Annotated in this window: 18 protein-coding genes; 13 read left to right on the top strand and 5 right to left on the bottom strand. The window is 68.8% G+C overall.

Annotated elements, in window-relative coordinates; translation table 11 throughout:
• The first annotated feature begins 9 nt into the window (after window positions 1-9).
• From OHA18_RS37615 to OHA18_RS37605, 3 genes are read left to right on the top strand one after another with little or no spacing between them, the layout of a single operon-like run.
• The gene (locus tag OHA18_RS37615) at window positions 10-228 is read left to right on the top strand and encodes an amphi-Trp domain-containing protein (RefSeq protein ID WP_329000148.1); all 219 of its coding nucleotides are present in this window, start codon (window positions 10-12) and stop codon (window positions 226-228) included.
• A gap of 13 nt (window positions 229-241) precedes the next feature.
• Entirely contained in the window at window positions 242-808 is a 567-nt protein-coding gene (locus OHA18_RS37610; RefSeq protein WP_329000147.1) for a phosphatase PAP2 family protein, read from the top strand.
• A complete protein-coding gene (locus OHA18_RS37605; RefSeq protein ID WP_329000146.1) occupies window positions 805-1284 on the top strand; it encodes a DUF6069 family protein in 480 nt (159 codons plus the stop codon). The genes OHA18_RS37610 and OHA18_RS37605 overlap by 4 nt, the downstream gene beginning before the upstream one ends.
• Here OHA18_RS37605 and OHA18_RS37600 read toward each other — a convergent pair.
• Window positions 1278-2978: a SulP family inorganic anion transporter gene (locus OHA18_RS37600; protein ID WP_329000145.1), complete on the bottom strand. Its 1701-nt coding sequence runs from the start codon at window positions 2976-2978 to the stop codon at window positions 1278-1280. The genes OHA18_RS37605 and OHA18_RS37600 overlap by 7 nt on opposite strands.
• A 169-nt stretch (window positions 2979-3147) precedes the next feature.
• On the opposite strand from OHA18_RS37600, the gene OHA18_RS37595 reads away from it, so the two are divergent.
• Complete coding sequence (locus OHA18_RS37595) at window positions 3148-3561, top strand: DUF7144 family membrane protein (protein ID WP_329000144.1); 414 nt, start codon at window positions 3148-3150, stop codon at window positions 3559-3561.
• A gap of 23 nt (window positions 3562-3584) precedes the next feature.
• On the opposite strand, the gene OHA18_RS37590 is transcribed toward OHA18_RS37595, so the two are convergent.
• Both OHA18_RS37590 and OHA18_RS37585 read right to left on the bottom strand, forming a co-directional pair.
• Window positions 3585-4193: a hypothetical protein gene (locus OHA18_RS37590; RefSeq protein ID WP_329000143.1), complete on the bottom strand. Its 609-nt coding sequence runs from the start codon at window positions 4191-4193 to the stop codon at window positions 3585-3587.
• 12 nt (window positions 4194-4205) lie between these two features.
• On the bottom strand, window positions 4206-5276 hold the full coding sequence (locus OHA18_RS37585) for an AI-2E family transporter (protein ID WP_329000142.1): 1071 nt from the start codon (window positions 5274-5276) through the stop codon (window positions 4206-4208).
• Window positions 5277-5609: 333 nt separating this feature from the next.
• On the opposite strand from OHA18_RS37585, the gene OHA18_RS37580 reads away from it, so the two are divergent.
• From OHA18_RS37580 to OHA18_RS37570, 3 genes are all read left to right on the top strand, one after another.
• Entirely contained in the window at window positions 5610-6128 is a 519-nt protein-coding gene (locus tag OHA18_RS37580) for a hypothetical protein (protein WP_329000141.1), read from the top strand.
• A gap of 98 nt (window positions 6129-6226) precedes the next feature.
• Complete coding sequence (locus OHA18_RS37575) at window positions 6227-6637, top strand: DUF7144 family membrane protein (protein WP_329000140.1); 411 nt, start codon at window positions 6227-6229, stop codon at window positions 6635-6637.
• Window positions 6638-6650: 13 nt separating this feature from the next.
• Window positions 6651-8678 carry an alkaline phosphatase family protein gene (locus OHA18_RS37570; protein WP_329000139.1) on the top strand — a complete coding sequence of 676 codons (2028 nt, stop codon included), beginning with the start codon at window positions 6651-6653 and terminating at the stop codon, window positions 8676-8678.
• A 4-nt stretch (window positions 8679-8682) separates the two neighbouring features.
• Here the strand turns inward: OHA18_RS37570 and OHA18_RS37565 are convergent, their stop codons facing one another.
• Complete coding sequence (locus OHA18_RS37565; protein ID WP_329000138.1) at window positions 8683-10206, bottom strand: ATP-binding protein; 1524 nt, start codon at window positions 10204-10206, stop codon at window positions 8683-8685.
• Between the two features lie 97 nt (window positions 10207-10303).
• Between OHA18_RS37565 and OHA18_RS37560 the strand changes: the two genes are divergently transcribed.
• The 6 genes from OHA18_RS37560 (at window position 10304) to OHA18_RS37535 (ending at window position 15449) form a co-directional block, all read left to right on the top strand.
• On the top strand, window positions 10304-11899 hold the full coding sequence (locus OHA18_RS37560) for a phospholipase D family protein (protein ID WP_329000137.1): 1596 nt from the start codon (window positions 10304-10306) through the stop codon (window positions 11897-11899).
• A gap of 1 nt (window position 11900) precedes the next feature.
• Entirely contained in the window at window positions 11901-12989 is a 1089-nt protein-coding gene (locus tag OHA18_RS37555) for a hypothetical protein (RefSeq protein ID WP_329000135.1), read from the top strand.
• A 77-nt stretch (window positions 12990-13066) separates the two neighbouring features.
• Window positions 13067-13855 carry a YhjD/YihY/BrkB family envelope integrity protein gene (locus OHA18_RS37550; protein ID WP_329000134.1) on the top strand — a complete coding sequence of 263 codons (789 nt, stop codon included), beginning with the start codon at window positions 13067-13069 and terminating at the stop codon, window positions 13853-13855.
• A gap of 34 nt (window positions 13856-13889) precedes the next feature.
• Complete coding sequence (locus OHA18_RS37545) at window positions 13890-14456, top strand: hypothetical protein (RefSeq protein WP_329000133.1); 567 nt, start codon at window positions 13890-13892, stop codon at window positions 14454-14456.
• Window positions 14453-14938, top strand: coding sequence for an RDD family protein (locus tag OHA18_RS37540; RefSeq protein ID WP_329000132.1), 486 nt, complete (start codon window positions 14453-14455; stop codon window positions 14936-14938). The genes OHA18_RS37545 and OHA18_RS37540 overlap by 4 nt, the downstream gene beginning before the upstream one ends.
• 10 nt (window positions 14939-14948) lie before the next feature.
• Window positions 14949-15449 (top strand): DUF7144 family membrane protein, encoded by a 501-nt coding sequence (locus OHA18_RS37535; RefSeq protein ID WP_329000131.1) that lies wholly within the window; start codon window positions 14949-14951, stop codon window positions 15447-15449.
• On the opposite strand, the gene OHA18_RS37530 is transcribed toward OHA18_RS37535, so the two are convergent.
• Window positions 15446-17965 (bottom strand): helix-turn-helix transcriptional regulator, encoded by a 2520-nt coding sequence (locus tag OHA18_RS37530; protein ID WP_329000130.1) that lies wholly within the window; start codon window positions 17963-17965, stop codon window positions 15446-15448. The two genes, OHA18_RS37535 and OHA18_RS37530, sit on opposite strands and share 4 nt — an antisense overlap.
• Window positions 17966-18243 lie beyond the last annotated feature (278 nt).

Here is an 18243-nt window from a genome sequence, read left to right as displayed (position 1 = left end):
GAGACCGAAATGGACCTGATCGAGGTCAAAGAGAAAGAGTCGATGAGCCGGGAGGCTGCGGCAGCCCGCCTGCATACTCTCGCGGACATGCTCGCCAAGGAGAACGACGTCGAGTTCGACCGCGGCGGCATGCGGGTCAAGGTGCACGTGCCGGACGAGGTGCATCTCAAGCTCGAGTTCGAGCTCGGAGACGACGGGAGCGAGCTCGAGATCGAGCTCACGTGGTGACGGAACCCCCTGCGTGACCGGCTCGCCGTATCGTCTCGCTCGTTGCGACCGTGCGATCTACCGGTCGGTGGCGCGGCTGTCCACGCCGGTCCTGGACGAGCCGCTGCGGTGGGTGTCGGACTTCGCCGACTTCTCCAAGCCGTGGTTCCTGGCCGCCGGTGCGCTGACTCTGGTCGGCGGCCCACGGGGGCGGCGGGCTGCGTTCGCGGGGATCGCGGCGATCGGGGCCGCGTCCCTGGTGGTGAACCAACCGATGAAGAAGACGGCAGGTGTACGTCGCCGGCCGGACCGCCGTGGCCTCGGTGTACCCGTGCAGCGGTGGGTGCGGATGCCCACCTCGGGGTCGTTTCCGTCCGGACACTCGGCGTCCGCCGCTGCCTTCGCCGTTGCGGTCGGAGACGTCCTGCCCGCGCTTCGCCCGGTGCTGTGGGTCGCTGCGTCGGTCGTCGCGTTCTCTCGGGTCTACACGGGCGTGCACTACCCGAGTGACGTCCTGGTCGGGGCGACGGTAGGAGCGCTGTTCGGGCGATCGGCCGGCCGGCTGGCCCTTCAGATGGATCACGAGGAGCAGACGTCATGACAGTTCAACCCACGCAAGGCGGTGCGCACGCGGTGGCCGGCGGTCGGTTGTGGGCCGGGGGCGCGGCCACGGCCGTCGTTGCCGCATTGATCGCGCTGGTCGGCATCCTGCTCGCCCGCGGCGTCTTCGACGTACCTGTCCTCGCACCCGAGGGCGAGGGCACCTGGGGAGACGCGGACACACCGAAGTACGCGCTGTGGTGCGCTCTCGCGGCATTGCTGGCCACCGGCCTCATGCATCTGCTGGTGATCTCCACGCCCCGGCCGCTGCAGTTCTTCGGTTGGATCATGGCACTGGCCACGCTCGCGGGAGCACTCGCGCCGTTCGTCGCCGACGGCTCGACGTCATCGAAGGTTGCGACCGCGTTGATCAACCTCGCCGTCGGGATCGCCATCGGCACGTTGGTGAGCGGAGCAGCCCGGTCGGCGATGCGGACCCGCCGTAGCGGTCCGGGTGATCCGCAGGCCCGCTATTGATCGGTGCTTTCCGGTCGGTGGCGGACCGCCCAGGCCTCGGCCTCCCGCAGCGCCCGCTCGGTCGATTCCCCGACCAGTTCGGTGGCCTCGAAGATGCCGACCGGCTCCGACACGTCCAGCCGGTCGGTACGACGAAGCAGTTCGGCGAGGGCGGGGTCGACTCCGCTGAGGTACAACCGGCCGCCGACGGCCTCCAGGGCGACGGCGTAGTCGTCCACGACCTTGACGAACGTCGCGCCGACAGCGGTCCGGCCGCGCAGCCGCAGTACGACGGTCGGTGCCTCGGCGCCGCCCGGGTCGGGCAGCTTGACCCGCAGGGTGCGCGAGCCGGCGTACAGCAAGCTGCCGTAGACGTCGAGCACGGTCACCTGGTGGCTGGGCAAGCTCGGCGGGGCCGGATGCTCGGTCCAGCGGCCGCCGCCGACGGGGCTCAGCAGCACGACCTTGAGATCCATCGCCTCCTGATTGAGCTGCAGCAGCAGCGAGAGTGACACTCCGATGCCTACCGCGGCGGAGACCGGCAGGAAGAGGGTCGCGCAGAAAGTCGTCACCACCGCGATCTGAGAGGTCGGGCCGGTGCGCAGAATCGTTGCCACCTCGCCCGGCTTCAGCGACTTGACGGCCGCGTAGATGAGGATGGCGGCCAGCGTGGGCATGGCGACGAGGCCGATCATGCCGGAGCAGGCCGCGAGGATCACCAGCATCCACAGCCCGGAAAGGATCGCCGCCCACCGGGTGCGGCCGCCGACCGTCTGATTCAGGGCGGTCTGACCGACCGACCCGCCCACCGGTTGACCGCGGAAGAAGCCGGCCGCGACGTTGCCGATGCCCTGGGCAACGAAGTCGCGGTTCGGGTTCGAGCTGGTCCCGTCCCGGTTCGGAGCGGCTTCGGCAACCCCGCTGCCCTGGACGAGGACGATCGCCGCGACCGCCAGTGCGCCGGTGACCAACGGGAACGACAGCTGGCCGAGGTCCGGCAGTTGTGGCAGCGGAACGCCGCGGGGGATCTGCCCGGTGTCCTTGACGAGCGTCACGTTGCCGGCGCCGGCGATGGCCAGGCCGACCGTTGGGACGACCAACGCAACCAAGGCGCTCACCGCCGCCAGCCGGGTCCGGGACAGGCCGATGAGGATACCGAGTGCGCCCATCCCCGCGAGCAGGGAGGGAACGTCGATCCGCGTGGGGTGTAAGAGGACGTCCACTGCTTTGGCGAGGGCGAGTTGCCCGGTGGCCTCGGCGCCGGTCAGTCCAGGCAGCTGGCTGAGGACGATGTTGACCGAGATCCCGGTGAGGAAGCCGGTCATGACCGAGTGCGAGACGAAACGGGTGTAGCGCCCCAGCCGGGCGACGCCTGCCAGGATCATCACCAGGCCGGCGATGATCGTCAACAGCAGCAGGGCTTGCGGCCGATCCGCTGCATCGACGCCCTCCAGGGCTGATCCGGCGGCGAGGGCGCCGGCCGTGGTCGTCGTGACCACCATCAGCTGGCTGCTCGTCGCCAGCCCGCCGGCGACCGGACCGGCGAAGCTCGCGTACAGCCCGTGGATCGGGTTCACCCCGATGAGTGCCGCGGACGCCATCCCGTTGGGAACACTGCTGATCGCGCCCGGCAGACCAGCGATCACGTCGGCCCGCACACTCCGCCGCTCCGGCCGAACCGACCGCAGCCACCGCAGCACGGGACGAGCGCTCACGCGATGACCATCGCTCACGCCGTCTCCCTCCGCGTTCGAGGTCTCCTCACCCCGGGATTGGCTGTGAGCCTAGGTGCGAATCGGCGCCGATATCTCACCCCGGTCGGACGATGTGGCGGCCGAGATCCGCGGGCATCGTGGTGGGGAACGACGAGGAAGGCGGAGCACGATGACGTACGGCGAGATGGACGAACGGCAGCATGTGTCGAGTGGGGCCGTGGGCGGGATCGCGTTCGCCGCGAGCATGATGGTCATGATCGGTGCGTTCTCGATCGTCGCCGGGCTCGCGGCGATCCTGGATGACGACTACCTGATCGTCACCCGGCGCTACGCGTTCGACCTCGACACCACCACCTGGGGCTGGATCCACCTGGTGCTGGGCATCGCGGTCGTGGCTGTCGGGATCGGCCTGTTCATGAACAAGGCCTGGGCCGGCGCGGTCGCGATCGTTCTCGCCGGGTTGATCGCGATCGACTACTTCTTCTTCATTCCGTACCAGCCGGCGTGGTCGCTCGTGGTGATCGCACTCAGCGTGTGGGTCATCTGGGCCGTGACGAAGGCCCGTGCGGAACGTCGTACCTGACCCCGGGCGGCCGGTAGCAGATGTCAGTGCACAGCTGCCGGCTGCCGCCGCGGCCAGTGCGTACGGCGGGTCCGGGTACGGACGAAGAACTCGCCCAGCTGATAGCACGGGTCAGGCGAGGTGGGGACCGACTCGGGAGAGCCGAAGGCGATGTCGGAGATGGTGAGCCGGGCGCCTCGACTCAGCGCATCGTGATAGCCGACGAGGCGCCCGTCCACGCGCAGGTAGGTCTTGCCGCTGGTGTCCCAGTCGAATCTCAGTTCCGCGAAGCGCGTACTGGGATTCGGCAGCTGGCCGATGTCGTGCCAGGACCGGTGCAGCCGGATCCGGACCAGGGCCTGGAAGGTGGTCAACGGTTCGAGACTCAGCTCGAACTCGTCTCCGAGGCGAAGGATCCGCACGGACGAAGTGACGGCTCGACCAGGATGTTTGAACCGCAACTGGCAGCTGACCCCGACGACCTCGAGGAGCGGGGTGTCGAGGACGTAGTGGAGGCTGCGGCCTGGTGCGATCAGCATGGTGTCCCGGGACGGACTCAGCGAGAGCGAGCCCGATGACCAGGTGCCGGGGAGGCCCTGAGGGGACCGGCTGTTGTGACCCGGGAACTCGTGCAGCAAAACGGAGCGCCACATTCGCGTCCTCCCTTATCCGGCTTGCTCGGTGGCGACTTCGGCAGCTGGGAGGTCTGCCGCTTCGACGGTCGGGACGTCCTCTGGGAGCCGATCACCGGAGATCAGGCCGCCTACCCAGCGGGTGGACGGGTCGGCGTCCAGGAGGAGGGCCTTGACCAGCAGCGAGAGCGGGATGGCCAGTACGGCGCCCAGCGGGCCGAGGATCCAGGCCCAGAAGACCAGGGACAGGAACGTGAGCGTCGTCGACAGCCCGACCGCCTCGCCGACGACCTTCGGCTGGATGATCGACTGGATGATGAAGTTGATGACGCTGTAGGCGATGATCACCCACAGCAGGGTCGCCCAGCCCTGGTCGAGCAGTCCGAGCAGCGCGGGCGGAATGACTCCGATGAAGAACCCGATGTTCGGGATGTAGTTGGTGATGAAGGCCAGCAGGCCCCACAGCCAGGGCAGCGGGATGTCCAGCACGTAGAGGACACCGACGTCGAAGATGGCCACGATCAGTCCGAAGACGGTGGACACGACCAGGTAGCGCGTCGTACCGCGCGCGAAGCCGGTCAGGGCGGAGCTGATGTCCGGCCTGATCCGTGCCGCCTCACGCAGGCGGTCCGAGAAGGCGCTCGCATCGAGGCCCATGAAGAACAGCACGATGACGATGAACCCCAGGTCCGAGATGACCCCGAGGAATCCGGACAGCCAGCCTTGCAGGACGTCGAAGAACTTCCCGAGGTCGATCTTCTGCAGGGCAGCCTGGAGCTGCTCGTCGCCCACGCCACGATCTGCGAGCCAGCCACGGACGTCGTCGACCAGATCGGCGAACTTGTCCTGGTACGTCGGGAGCAGCGTCGCCAGCTGGGCGACGGACAGGGCCAGTGCGGCTGCCACACCCAGCAGGAAGGCGTTCACCACCACGAGCGCGGTCAGCGAGGCAATCCAGACCTTCACTCCCTGCCTGACGAGCAGCCGGCGCAGCGGACTCACTGCGATCGTCAGGGTGAGCGCGAGGAAGACGGGTCCGACGATGCCGGCGAAGCCGCGCAGCCCGGCGGCTATGAGGACGGCGGCCGCCGTGCCGAGGAGCACGACGACGCCGCGCGGAAGAGCCGACGGCGGAGGCGTTGAAGGCGGATGCGTTGAAGGGGGAGGCGCCGAAGGGGCAGGCGTTGAAGGGGCAGGCGTCGAGTCGGCCGGCGGCAGCAGGCCGTCGGGGGACTCCGTGGAGCCTGCGGACATCGTCGCAACCTCTCTCCCGACCCATCGTGGCTTCGAAGGTCGCTCAGATCGGCCTGGCCAGCATCACCCGCCCAGGATGATCCTGGCCGCCGGGCGAGAGCTGTCATCCGGTCGGGGTGAGGCGGCGGGCGGATCGGTGCGAGAGGCTGCCACGTGGGGGAGCGGCCCTGCGAAGGAGGCCGGATGAGTGACGGGCCGACGGTGGAAGCGGTCAGAACAGTGCCGGAGCGAGGTCCGTCCGACTACGCCGGGGCGATCTACGGGTCTCTGCTGGCGGCGTCGGTCGTTGCGGGAACCGGCCCAGGGGATGAACCTCCGCAGCCCGGCCAGTTGATCGCACTCCTGCTTGCGACCGGCGTGGTGTTCTGGCTGTCCCATGTGTATGCCCATCTGGTCGGAGAGCGATCGACCGGAGCACTCATGTCCCTGCGAGAGTTCCGCGCCGCTGCTCGACGGGAGTGGCCGATCGTGCAGGCCGCCGTACCTCCCGCGGCGGCAGCCGGCATCGGTGCGCTCTTCGGGATGTCGAACGCCGGCGCCGCCTGGCTGGCGCTCGGAGTGGCGGTCGGATCTCAGCTGGGCTGGGCGCTGTACGTCGCTGCCAGTGCCGGCGCCACCAGGAGCCGCATGGTCGCCGCGGGCATCATCAACCTCGTGCTGGGCCTCGTGATCGTGCTGCTGAAGGCTGCATTGACGCACTGACGTCGTCCGCCAAGGGTGACGCGCAGCGGGTTCGTTCGGTCCTACTGTCGACGCGCACTCGACGTCCGTCGGGGGTACGAGCAGGAGGGTGAACACAGATGACCGACAACCGCACGTTCGAGTCGCAGGCCGACTCGGGCTGGGCGATGAGCGGAGTCGCCTTCGCCGCCACGATGATGCTGATGATCGGTGCGTTCCACGCGATCGCCGGGTTGGCCGCGATCATCGACGACGAGTACTTCGTACGTATCCGGGGCTACGCGTTCCATCTGGACATCACCACCTGGGGCTGGATCCACCTGATCCTCGGCCTGGCCGTCATCGCGACCGGCGTCGGTCTGTTCGCCCGGCAGACCTGGGCGGGGGTGATCGCGCTGTTCCTGGTGGTGCTGAGCGCGATCGACAACTTCTTCTTCATTCCTTACGCGCCGTTCTGGTCGATCCTGCTGATCGCTCTCGACGTGTGGGTGATCTGGGCGCTGACGCGTCCACGCGCGATCCGTCACTGACGGCCTGGCAGCCGTGTCCACGCCGCTGGTCCGCACCGGCGATCTCGGCCGGATCGTGGCCACCTACGTCACCTCGGTCCTGGCCCTGGCGCTTGCGGCGGCCGTGTTACCGGGCTTCCGGTTCTCGTCGTTCCCGCAGCTGCTCGCATCGGCTGCGGCTGCATTGCTGGTCGGCGCTCTGGTACGTCCGCTGCTCGTCGCCGCGAGTGCGGCGATCGGATGGCTCGCAGTACTGCTGCTGGCGGTACTTGGCCAGGCCGTGATCCTCGCGGTGGCGCTCTCGCTGATCCCGGGTGTCGAGGCGGACTCGTTCTGGGTCGTGCTGGCCGCGGCGTGGATCGCCGCGGCCGCGACGACGATCGTGGCGTGGCTCTGCACCTCTGGTACGCCGGAAGCCTTTACCGCGGCCCTTGTCCGCCGAACCAGGCGGCGGCGGGCAACGGTCGACGCTCCGGAGGCTCCTGGCGTGATCTTCGTTCAGCTCGACGGCGTGCCGTTCCCCGTCCTGCGCTGGCAGGTGCTGGCCGCCACCCTGCCCACAGTGGGGCGCTGGATCCGTGATGGCGGCTATCGCTTGGTGGAGTGGACGCCGGTGCTGCCGCCAACCACGCCCGCCAGTCAGTTGGGGATCCTGCACGGCCGGATCGACGGCGTACCCGCTTTCCGTTGGTACGACCGGGCCCTCGGGCGGGTGCTGGTGGCCAACCGGGCCGCCGACGCCGCCGAGATCGAGCGCCGTGCGTCCGACGGTCGTGGTCTCCTGGCCGACGGCGGTGTGAGTATCTCGAACCTCTTCAGCGGTGACGCCGAGAGATCGGTGCTGACGATGAGCAAGCTCGAGCTCAGCCGTGGTTCGGCCGACACACGTCGTCGGGTCGCCTGGTATCTCGCCAGGCCGGACGGGTTCGCGGGCAGTCTGTTCGGGGCCGTCGCGGAGATCGGCCGGGAGCGGTTCGAGGCCCGGCGGCAACGACGGCGCGACGTACAGCCGCGCGGACACCGTGGCTGGCTCTTCGCGGGCATGCGCGCGGTGACGAACGTCGTACTGCGAGATCTCAACACCGCCCTGGTGGCCGAGGAGATGATCCGCGGCACCCGGGTCGTATACGTCGACTATGTCGACTACGACGAGGTGGCGCATCACGCCGGCGCGTTGAGGCCGGAGTCGCTGGCCGCGCTCGATCGGCTCGATCACGTGCTCGCGTGCCTGGAGGCTGTTGCCAAGGCTGCGCCGCGTCCGTACCGGCTGGTCATCCTGTCCGACCACGGGCAGTCCCAGGGCGCGATCTTCGCCGACAGGTACGGCGTCGATCTCGCTGCCGTCTGCTCGCAGCTGACCGCGGCACGCGTCGAGGCGGTCGAGCAGCCGGTCGAGGGCTGGGGGCGCCTGAACGGTCTGCTCGCCGACCTCTCCGGCGGTGACACCGGCAGGGGACGGGTCGCCCACGACGCGGCCGTCCGGGTGCAGCGCCGGTCCGCACCGCCGACAGTCACCAGCGGTTCGGAACTGGTCGTCCTCGGGTCGGGCAACCTCGGCCTGGTGTACGCCGCCGAGGAACACCGGCTGACGATGGAGGAGATCACCGATCGCTGGCCGGCCCTCATCCCCGGGCTGGTGAACCACGACGGGATCACCTTCGTCGCGGTCATGAGCACCGAGCACGGACCACTGGTCGTCGGACCCTCGGGTGTGCATCGGCTGGCCGACTCGAAGGTGACAGGCGATGACCCGCTGGCGCCGTTCGGGCCGTTGATCCCGGCGGATCTGCTGCGAGCGGTGTCGATGGCGGAGGCACCTGACCTGTACGTCAACAGCTCGGTCGACCACGACACCGGCGAAGTCTCCGCGTTCGAGGGACTGGTCGGCAGTCACGGTGGACTCGGCGGGTGGCAGGGCCGGGCGTTGCTCCTCGCCCCGCCCGACCTGGAGATCCCCGACCAGCCGATCCGCGGCGCGGACGAGCTCCATCGCGTGCTCGTCGGCTATCTCGAACAGCACGGACAGCGCAGCGGGATCTCCCGCGACACCGCGGACGTGTGACGTGCTACCGCTGGGCGGCTGCCCACGACGTCGGAATGTCCGCGCCGCCCTCCTCGGCGGTTCTGGTCCCGAACCGCACATAGCCGGCCTGTGGCATGACCTTGCCGGCGACCAACGCGTGACCTTGCAAGAACGTCGGCGCCCGATCGAACAGGCCGGCGGGCACGAACGAGAACACGGTCTCGAGGAACTCGAGGTCCGCCGTGGAGTTCATCCGCATCAGCATCAGGTTGTCGCACTGCGACAGTACGTTCTCGTGGACCTTCTGCGGTCGCTGCGTGGACAGCAGCAGGTAGAGGCCGAACTTGCGCCCCTCGGCGGCGATACGGACGGCGTACTCGGACGCACGAGCCGTGATCGCGTCCCTCGGCTCGGCCGGGCAGACGTTGTGGGCCTCGTCGATCACGACGAGAACCGGCTCCCGGCGGGATCGCCGGTTCCACAAGGTCGCCAGCACAGCCTCGGCGACGACGCTCTGTTCCTCGGGCGAGTCCAGCGATCCGAGGTCGACCACCAGGCACCGCTTGTCGCCGTCCTCCAGCTCCTCGAGCAGCGAGCCTGCCTGTCCACGAGCCCAGATCGACCAGTCGAGTACGCCGAGGTTCGACGCCCGCAGACCGAGTTGCCGAGCACCGGGCTGCTCGCTGGTGAGGAAGTCGTCGAGGCCGGTGATCAGCTGCCCGCCGTGCTCGTTGTCGTCCAGCAACGCATCCAGTGCGGCGTACTCCTCGCGGTCCGCGATCGGATCCAGCTGCAGCAGCGCCGCGCGGCCTACGCGGTCGATATCGGCGAGGCGGACCCGGAGCCGGTCAGCACCCGGCCGACCCCGGCGTACGGCGATGCCGCGCGCGGCGGCCGCATAGCGATCCGCGACCGTGGAGTCGAGCCCGGTGCGGGTCTCGGCCAGCCGGACGTAGTCGGAGTTCGGGTCGAGGACGACCATCCGCAGACCGGTCTCCACCAGCAACTGTTCGAGCACCAGGCCGAGCGAGTACGTCTTGCCCGAGCCGGACTGCCCACACAGGAACGTGTGCCGGTTGAATCCGCCGGCGTCGAGCGCGGCCGGTACGCCGGGCGCGAGCAGCTGCTCACCGATCTCGAGTACGGCGCGGTCCGGCCGGCTCCTGATCAGCCAGGTGCGGATCTCGTCCGTCTCCGCGGGCCGGATCTCGGCATCGTGGAACGGCGGCGCCTGCCCTTCGAGCACGATCCCCTCACCCTGCGCGGTCCGGATATGGAAGGCGCCCGTGGCGGTCGGATCCACCTCCGCGGCGTCGACCTGGGCGATCCGGAGCGTGAGCACCTGCCCCAGCCGCACACCGCGGTCGGTCTCGAGCACCACGTGACCTCCCGCCTGCAGCGCGAGGTCGTGCAGGGAGGCCTGGAACTCGAACCGGCTCCCGTCGACCGAGCTCGCGAGCGCGGGCACCGCTCGTTCGATCCGTCCGCGCGCGGCGCGGAAATCAGTGATCGGGTCCCGCGCTGCGGTAACCGGCGACAGGTCCGGCTGGTACTGCACGGGCTCCATCCGGCACGTCTACCACCCCCGGTTCGGCGAAGACTCACCCTCAGAGGATGAGCAACCCGACGGGCCAGGAGGCAACACTCGACCGAGGGGTGTCACGATGACCGACCACACTGCCGGGACGTGGTTCCTGCGCCCGGACGAGCGCGGCAATCCCGGCACAGACATCGACCGGATCGGGGACGTGGACGGATCCTGGGTCGACGGCAACCTGGTCCGGCCGCTGATCCACGGCGCGACGTACTTCCGCCGGCTGTACGACGAGCTGTGCACGCTGCGGGCCGGCGACCGGGTGTATTTCACCGACTGGCGCGGCGACGCGGACGAGAAGTTGCTGCCCGACGGCCCGACGATCGGCACCGTACTCGCCGACCTGGCCCGATCGGGCATCGAGGTCAGGGCGTTGCTGTGGCGCTCGCATTCGGACCACCTGCAGTTCAACGCACGGGAGAACCAGCGGCTGGGGACGAAACTCAACGAGGCCGGGGCCGAGGTGCTGCTCGACCAGCGGGTTCGGCACCTGGCCTCGCACCACCAGAAGCTGTTCGTCATCCGGCACAAGGGCCGGCCGGAACTGGCCGTCGCGTTCGTCGGCGGCATCGACCTGTCCCACCAGCGCCGTGACGACGGCGAGCACCTGGGCGATCCTCAGCAGGCACCGATGGATCGCAGGTACGGCGACCGAACCCCCTGGCATGATGCGGCACTCGAGATCCGCGGACCGGTCGTCGGCGATCTGCTCCGGACGTTCGTCGAGCGCTGGGACGACGGACACCCGCTCGACCGGCGGACGCCGTACCGGATGGTCGTGCAACGGATGGCCCGGATGCCGCGCCATCCGAAGTCGCTGCCGGAGTCGTTTCCCGATCCGCCGGTGGCCGGGCCACACGCCGTACAGGTATTGCGAACGTATGCCCACAAACGCCCCGGCTATCCGTTCGCGCCGCTGGGGGAGCGCAGCATCGCCCGGGCGTACATGAAGGCGTTCGGCAATGCGCGGAAGCTGATCTATCTGGAAGACCAGTACCTGTGGTCGGAGCTGATCGCGCAGGGGATCCACGATGCCCTCGAGCGGTGGCCCGGGCTCCGCGTGATCATCGTCGTACCACGGTATCCCGATGCCGATGGGGCGGTGAGTGGTCCGCCGGCCCGCTTCGGCCAGTTGCGCGCCGTACGGATGCTGCGGGGGACGGCGCCCGAGCGGGTCGCGATCTACAACCTGGAGAACGTCGAGGGCGCTCCGATCTACGTCCACGCGAAGATCTGCATCGTCGACGACGTGTGGTTCACCTGCGGCTCGGACAACTTCAACCGGCGGTCCTGGACCTGCGACAGCGAACTCACCTGCGCCGTCCTGGACGGGACCCTCGAAGACCGCGAGTTGGTTGCCGAGGGCACCCGTCGGCTGGCCCGGGAGCTGCGGCTGGAGGTGTGGTCGGAGCACCTCGGCAGGCCGCGTCACCAGCTGGCCGGGCTCGACCCCGACACGGGCTTCGAGCTGTGGCAACGAACCGCGGCGGACCTGGATGCCTGGTACGCCGGCGGCAGAACGGGTCAGCGGCCACCCGGGCAGATCCGTCCGCATCACACGCAACCAATCAGCCGTTTCCAGGCATTCTGGGCGGAACCGCTGTATCGGCTCGTCTACGACCCCGACGGCCGGCCCCGCCGGATGCGTCGGCGTGGGGAGTTCTGACATGAGTGTCGAGATCGTGTTCTGGACTGTGGTTCTCGCGCGGTTCGCGCTGCCGCTGTTCATCCCGCTGTTCCCGTTGCCGGCGATCATCGCCTGCCTGCTGCTCGACGGTGTCGACCAGACGATCTTCCAGACGTTCGGGTACGACCCGCCGTTCTACCAGGGCTACGACAAGGCGATGGACGTCTTCTACCTGTCCATCGCCTACCTGGCGAGCCTGCGGAACTGGACCAACCCGTCGGCGGTCCGGGTCAGCCGCTTCCTGTTCTTCTACCGGCAGATCGGTGTGGTGGCCTTCGAACTCACCGGCGCACGGTGGCTCCTGATGGTGTTCCCGAACACGTTCGAATACTTCTTCATCGCCTATGAGGGGGTTCGCACCCGGCGGAACCCGCTGCGGTACAGCTTCAAGTTCTGGGTCATCGTCGCCGCCGCGATCTGGATCTTCGTCAAGCTGCCGCAGGAGTACTGGATCCATATCGCCCAGCTGGACCTTACCGACACGATCCGCGACGTCTCCTGGTTCCTCCCGACGCTCATCGTCGCCGTGCTCGCCCTCCTCGCGGTCGTGTGGTTCGTCGTCCGGCCGCGGCTGAGTCCGGCCGACTGGTCGTGGAAGTTCCGGGCCGATCCGCTGCCCGAGGGCATCGATGAGGCCTCCGAGCGCGCCGCGTACCAGGCCGCGCACCGGAAGTTCCTCGACTCGACGACGCTGGAGAAGGCCTTCCTGATCGGCTTGATCAGCATCATCTTCGGGGAGGTGCTGCCCGGCGTCGAGGCGAGCAGCCTCCAGGTCTTCCTCGGGATCGCGGTCTTCGTGGTGATCAACGCCGCGATCGGTCTGTGGGCCGCCAGGCGCGGCTACTCGTGGAACTCCGCGGCGGTCTCGTTCGGGATCGTCTTCGCGGTGAACGTCGTGCTCGTGGTGCTGGCCGACGTGCTGCTCCGCCGGGGACCGGGTCAGCTTCACCTGGTGGACGGGCTCTTCTTCATCTTCCTGTTCAGCATTCTCACGACGCTCTACGACCGGTACCGCCCGATCGCCGACTATCGCGCCGAACATTCCGACCGGACAGGAGCGGAACGCTGACTGTCCAGTCGTTCAAGGCGATCACGCGGCGGCTGGAGCACACGTTCCCGGGCCGGTGTGCCGGCTCCTTCCTCGCGATGAACGGCGTGGACCGGGCGATGGTCATCGCCTCGCAGGCGCTGACGGCGCTGGTTCCTCTGCTGCTGCTGGCCGCGACGCTCGCTCCGGCGAACCGCCGTGACGTCGTCGCGCGGGGACTGATCCAGCGGTTCGACCTCAGCGGCAACGCAGCCGACGCGGTCACGGAGGTGTTCACGCGGCCTGCGAGCGGATCCAGCATCGGTGGCCTCAGCGTTGTGATCCTGGTCTTCTCGGGTGTGTCGCTCGCCCGCCGGGTGCAGCGGATGTACCAGGACGCGTGGCGGCTCGGGAGTGTCGCGGGCGTTCGTGGCAAGCTCACGACGTTCGTCGGCCTGGGCGCCCTGCTCCTGCAGATCGCTTTGCTGTACCTGGCCCGCTCGGCGCTGCGAGCGATGCCGATGGACTGGCTGCTGAGCGTTGTCGCCTCGCTCCTGACCGGTGTGGTGCTGTGGATCTGCATTCCGTGGCTGCTGCTCGACGGCCGGGTCCATTGGCGACGGCTGGTGCCCTCCGGAGTGGTGGCGAGCCTCTGCGGCGCCGCCTACAGCAGCGCGTCGACCGTCTACATGCCACGGATGATGGAGACGAACAGCGAGCGGTACGGCCTCTTCGGCGTCACGCTGGCCCTGGTCGGCTGGCTGCTGGCGATCTCGCTGATCCTAGTTGTCGCGACCGTCATCGGGGCGGAGTTCGACCGCAGTCAGGGATGGCTGGCCCGCCGGGTGCGTTCGTGGCTCGGCACCGATGTGGACAACCGGTCGGATGTTTTCCCCCGCCAAGGATGAGGTGCCCACCGCCGGCCGGACGGAGCATGGTGGCGTGGGTACTTCAGAGCAGTCCGAAAACCCGCCTGACGCGCCGCCGCCGAGCCGGGAAGCGATCCTCGTGCTCGACGCGGCAGTTGGGGCCTCCGTGCTGGCAGCGGCGGCGGCGCAAACGGTTGGCCGCCGGGTCGGTGGAGCTCTCAGCCCGGTCGGACGCCGGGTCGGGGGAGTCCTCAATCCCGTCGCCGTCGTGATCTTGCGGCCCCCGATGCTGGCGGAGCGCTACCAGGCGGCCACCTGGCTGGCGGCTCTTGGCCGGCGCGGTGGCCAAGGCCGTCAGGAGCTGGAACGTCAACTGTCGGTCGTGCTCGACCGGCTGGTTCCGGCGGTGGCGGCAGAGGTGCTGAAGCGGATCGACATGGCCGGGATGGCCGAAGGGGTGATCGCGGAGGTGGACCTGGCCGAGATGATCCGGCAGTCCACCGGATCCGTTGCCTCCGACACCGTCCGCGGCGTGCGCATGCAGGGCATCTCCGGCGATGAAGCCGTCGGCCGGGTGGTGGCCCGGCTGAGGCTGCGACGTGGCCGGGCTGAACCCGAGATGACGCCCGCGCAACCATGAGAACGGACGAACCCGTGTCGATCGTCCCGCGGGAAGCCCAGCCGTACCAGGGACGACGAGCGGGTCTCGTCAGCCGGTCGATCGCCGGTGTGATCGACGGCGTCGTAGTGGTGGTCGCGCTGCTGGGCGGCTACCTGGCCGTGAACGGACTGAGGTTCCTGATCAATCCACGGGGTTTCCGGATCAGCGAGGCGTCGCCCCTGCCGGGCGTGGCGACCGGGCTGCTGATTCTGGTCGGCTATCTGTGCGTCGCGTGGTCGACCACTGGCTGGACCTATGGCTGTCACGTGATGGGACTGCGCGTGGTCAGCCGCGGCGGCCGACGACTGCGGCCGATCGTCGCGCTGCTGCGAGCCGTCTTCTGTGCCTTGTTCCCGCTCGGGCTGCTGTTGTGTGCCGTCGGCAGTCAGCGCAGTTCAGTTCAGGACCTCGTCCTGCGTACGTCGGTCATCTACGACTGGCGACCCGGGCAACCACTGTGAGGAGTTGACCATGGCGGACACCGAGCGGAGTGCCGCGACGGCGCGGCATCAGGCACCGCAGGCGTCGACGGACGGCGACGTACAGGCCCCCGGGACGAAGCGACGGGGCTGGGTCGGCCCGATCGTCTTCGCCGGCGTGATGATGATCGTTCTCGGCGCGTTCCACGCGTTCCAGGGATTCATCGCCCTGTTCAACGACGACTTCTACGTCCAGAGCGATCGTCTCGCGATTCACTTCGACTTCAGCGTCTGGGGGTGGGTGCACCTGTTCGTCGGCACCGTCGTCCTCGTGGCCGGGTTCTGTGTCCTCCTCGGTCAGGTGTGGGCCCGGATCGTCGGGGTGATCCTGGCCGTTGTGAGCATCCTGGTGAACGTCGCGTTCCTCGCCGCGTATCCGGGCTGGACCACGATCATGATCGCCCTGGACGTCCTGGTGATCTGGGCCCTGACGTTCCACGGTCGTGAGGTGCGGCCACCGGGCACAGGAGCGAGTCCGTACCGCGGTGACTAGGCCTCCGGACGGGCGGGCAGCAGGCCCAGCTCCCATGCTCGCCGGACGGCCTCGTTGCGGCGGGACGCGCCGAGCTTGCGGAGGATGCTCCGGACGTGGCTCCGGACCGTGTTGACGGAGACGTACATCGTGCTGGCGATCTCTTCGGTGGTCAGCAGTTCGGCGAGGTACTCGAGCACGTCGTGCTCTTTGCTGGTCAACGAGGTGGTGACGACCACCTCGGACCGGGGTGCCGGCCTGCGGCCGGCCGCGGTGCTCTTGAATTGCGGCAGACTCCCTGCGCGGAGCCACGGATGCCGTCTGACCAGCTCACCGGTCGGCTGCAGCAGCCTCCCCAGCGGCACCGGCGCCTCGGTGAACGGACGGCGGAGACGCTCGGGAGCGGCCAGTCGGAGAGCGCGCTCCAGACAGAGCCCGCTGCGCGCGGTGTCTCCGGTCCGGATCGACACCGCGGCTTGGATCAGCCAGCTGTCCACCTGGGTTTCGAGCGGGACGGAGCGATCCGCGGCGCGGGGTGATTGCGCGGGCAGACGCTCACCGGCCTCGGCAGCCGCTCGTTGCAGCACCAGGAGCGATCCGGCGTGGTCGCGCCCCTGCGACTGCTCGATCACTGTGATGGCCTGCTCCGGCTGGTGCTGCGCGACGAGCAGCTTCGCCCCGTCGATGATGATGGCCTGGCCGAGCCAGCCTTGCGTGCCGTAGCTGTTGCTCGCGGCCTGCAGTTCCGCGGCGGCCAGATCGATGTCACCATCGGCCCGCAGCAGCCGGGCGCGCACCAGAGCGAGTGCGGCAGCGAGAACTCGCGTGTTGTGGGTCGGATCCGCCTCCAGGGCGCGCTGCATCATGGCTTCGGCACCGGCCAGATCACCCTGTTCGGTACGCATCCAGGCCTCGGCCACGATCACTGACTGCGGCAGCCGCGGCTGTGCCCCCGTGTCGACCAGCTCCGTCGCCTGCGCGACGACCTCCGCGGCTCGTCGCAGATGTCCCCAGACCGCCTCCACCAGGGCCGCCATACCGAGCAGGTGGCCCAGAGCCTCCCGGGCATCGGCCTCGGCCGCGATCGCGATGGCTTCGCCGAAGGATGCCTGGGCCGCCGGGAAGTCGCCGCGCTCGAGCAGTACCCGGCCCTTGCAGCCGGCGATCAGCAGTCTCGTTTCCCGTTGCGCGACGGCTGAATCCGGCGATGCCGCTCGCAGTCGAGCCTCCGCGGTCAGGACAACACCCAGCGCGACCTCGGTATCCTCCCCGAGGCTCGCGCAGACTGCTTGCAGCACGCTGATGGCCTGCTCGACCGCGTGGCTTCGACCGGACGCCTGATGGTCGAGCGAGGCCCTCGCCTGCCCGAGTTCCGACGTACAGCGATCGACATCGAAAGCGGCCAGCGCCCGGGCCGCTCTGACGACCGCGGCTTCGGACGTGTCCAGCTCGTCGGGGAAGTCGGCGAACAACGTCGTCAGTTGCCGGCGCCGGCGGCCGGCGAGGAGACCGGCCACGTCGAGATCCTCGACCAGATACCGGGCCGCGTGCTCCCAGTCACCGGCGGTGACGGCATGATGGATCGCCGTCAGCGGCCGGCCGTTCCGGGCAAACCATGCGGCGGCAGTACGGTGCAGGCCGCACGCGACATTCGGCCTTTCGAACTGCAGGTGGGCGCGGAGAAACTCGCGGAACAGGGGCTGGTAGGTGTACGAGTCCGCTGTTCCCGGAACCGGCCGGATGAACGAATTGCCGTGGGAGATGAACTGCAAGGACCGAAGGTCGCAGGCACGCCCGGTCAGCGCTGCGGCCAGCCCTGGCCGGACCTCGTCGACGATGCAGGTCCGGAGCAGGAACTCCCGCAACTCCCGCGGCTGCGCGTCGAGTACCTCGGTCATCAGGTACGCCGCGATGTTCCCGGCGTCGCCGCGGAACTCGCGGATGACGCGGGCCGAGTCGGTCTTCCCGGCCAGGTTCATCGCCGCGAACATCAGACCGGTCGGCCAGCCGTCGGTCCGCGCCAGGAGTTCGGCGACCTCGGAGTCGGTCAGCTCGACCTTGTGACCACGCATCAGCGCCGCTGCCTCGTCCGCCGTGAAGGCCAGGTCGGCTGCGCGGATCTCGGCAACGGTGCCCGCCAACCGGTAGAGGTGCAGGGGCAGCGACGGGTCGGACCGCGTCACCAGAACCACCCTGATGTGTCCGGCATTGCCGCGGATGAGGCGATCGAGGCCTTGCCCCAAGTCCGGTGTGATCGTGAGGTCGCCGCAGTCCACCACGAGCACCAGTACGTCGCGATCGGGGCCGTGCAGGCTGTCTCGCAGCATGGCTCCAGGTTGTTCACCGACATCCAAAGCGATCCGCCTGACCGCAGCCGGTCCTTGGTAGAGCTCCGCCCACGAGTCCACCAGCATCGTCTTGCCGAAGCCCGCGGGTGCGCTGATCAGTGTCAGCGGTACCTGAACTCCCAGGTTCAAGCAGTCGACGAGCCGCGGCCGCGGCACCGTCCCCGGAGCCACCGCCGAAGCCCTGGCCATTGACGTCCGGCGAGCTTCGAATGGTGCATCTGGTGAAGTGCTGCGTCCGTATCCCACCCCTGTGTGCTGATCGCTCGGCATGTCCCCTCCTAGCGATGTGCGGCGTCACTCAACGCTTGGGGAGGCGGTGCGCGGCGAGTCGCACTCTCTGAAACAATCACGGAAATGCCTTTAAAACCAGCGTTTTCCGTCCGATTGCCGAACTTTTCGAGACGACGCGATATCGCATCGCGCGCAGGACGGGGAGTTCACCCCGCAGGGATGACGCCGCGGCGCCC

The organism is Kribbella sp. NBC_00709 (genome assembly GCF_036226565.1).
GTDB lineage: Bacteria > Actinomycetota > Actinomycetes > Propionibacteriales > Kribbellaceae > Kribbella.
This window is presented reverse-complemented; position numbering and strand designations above follow the sequence as displayed.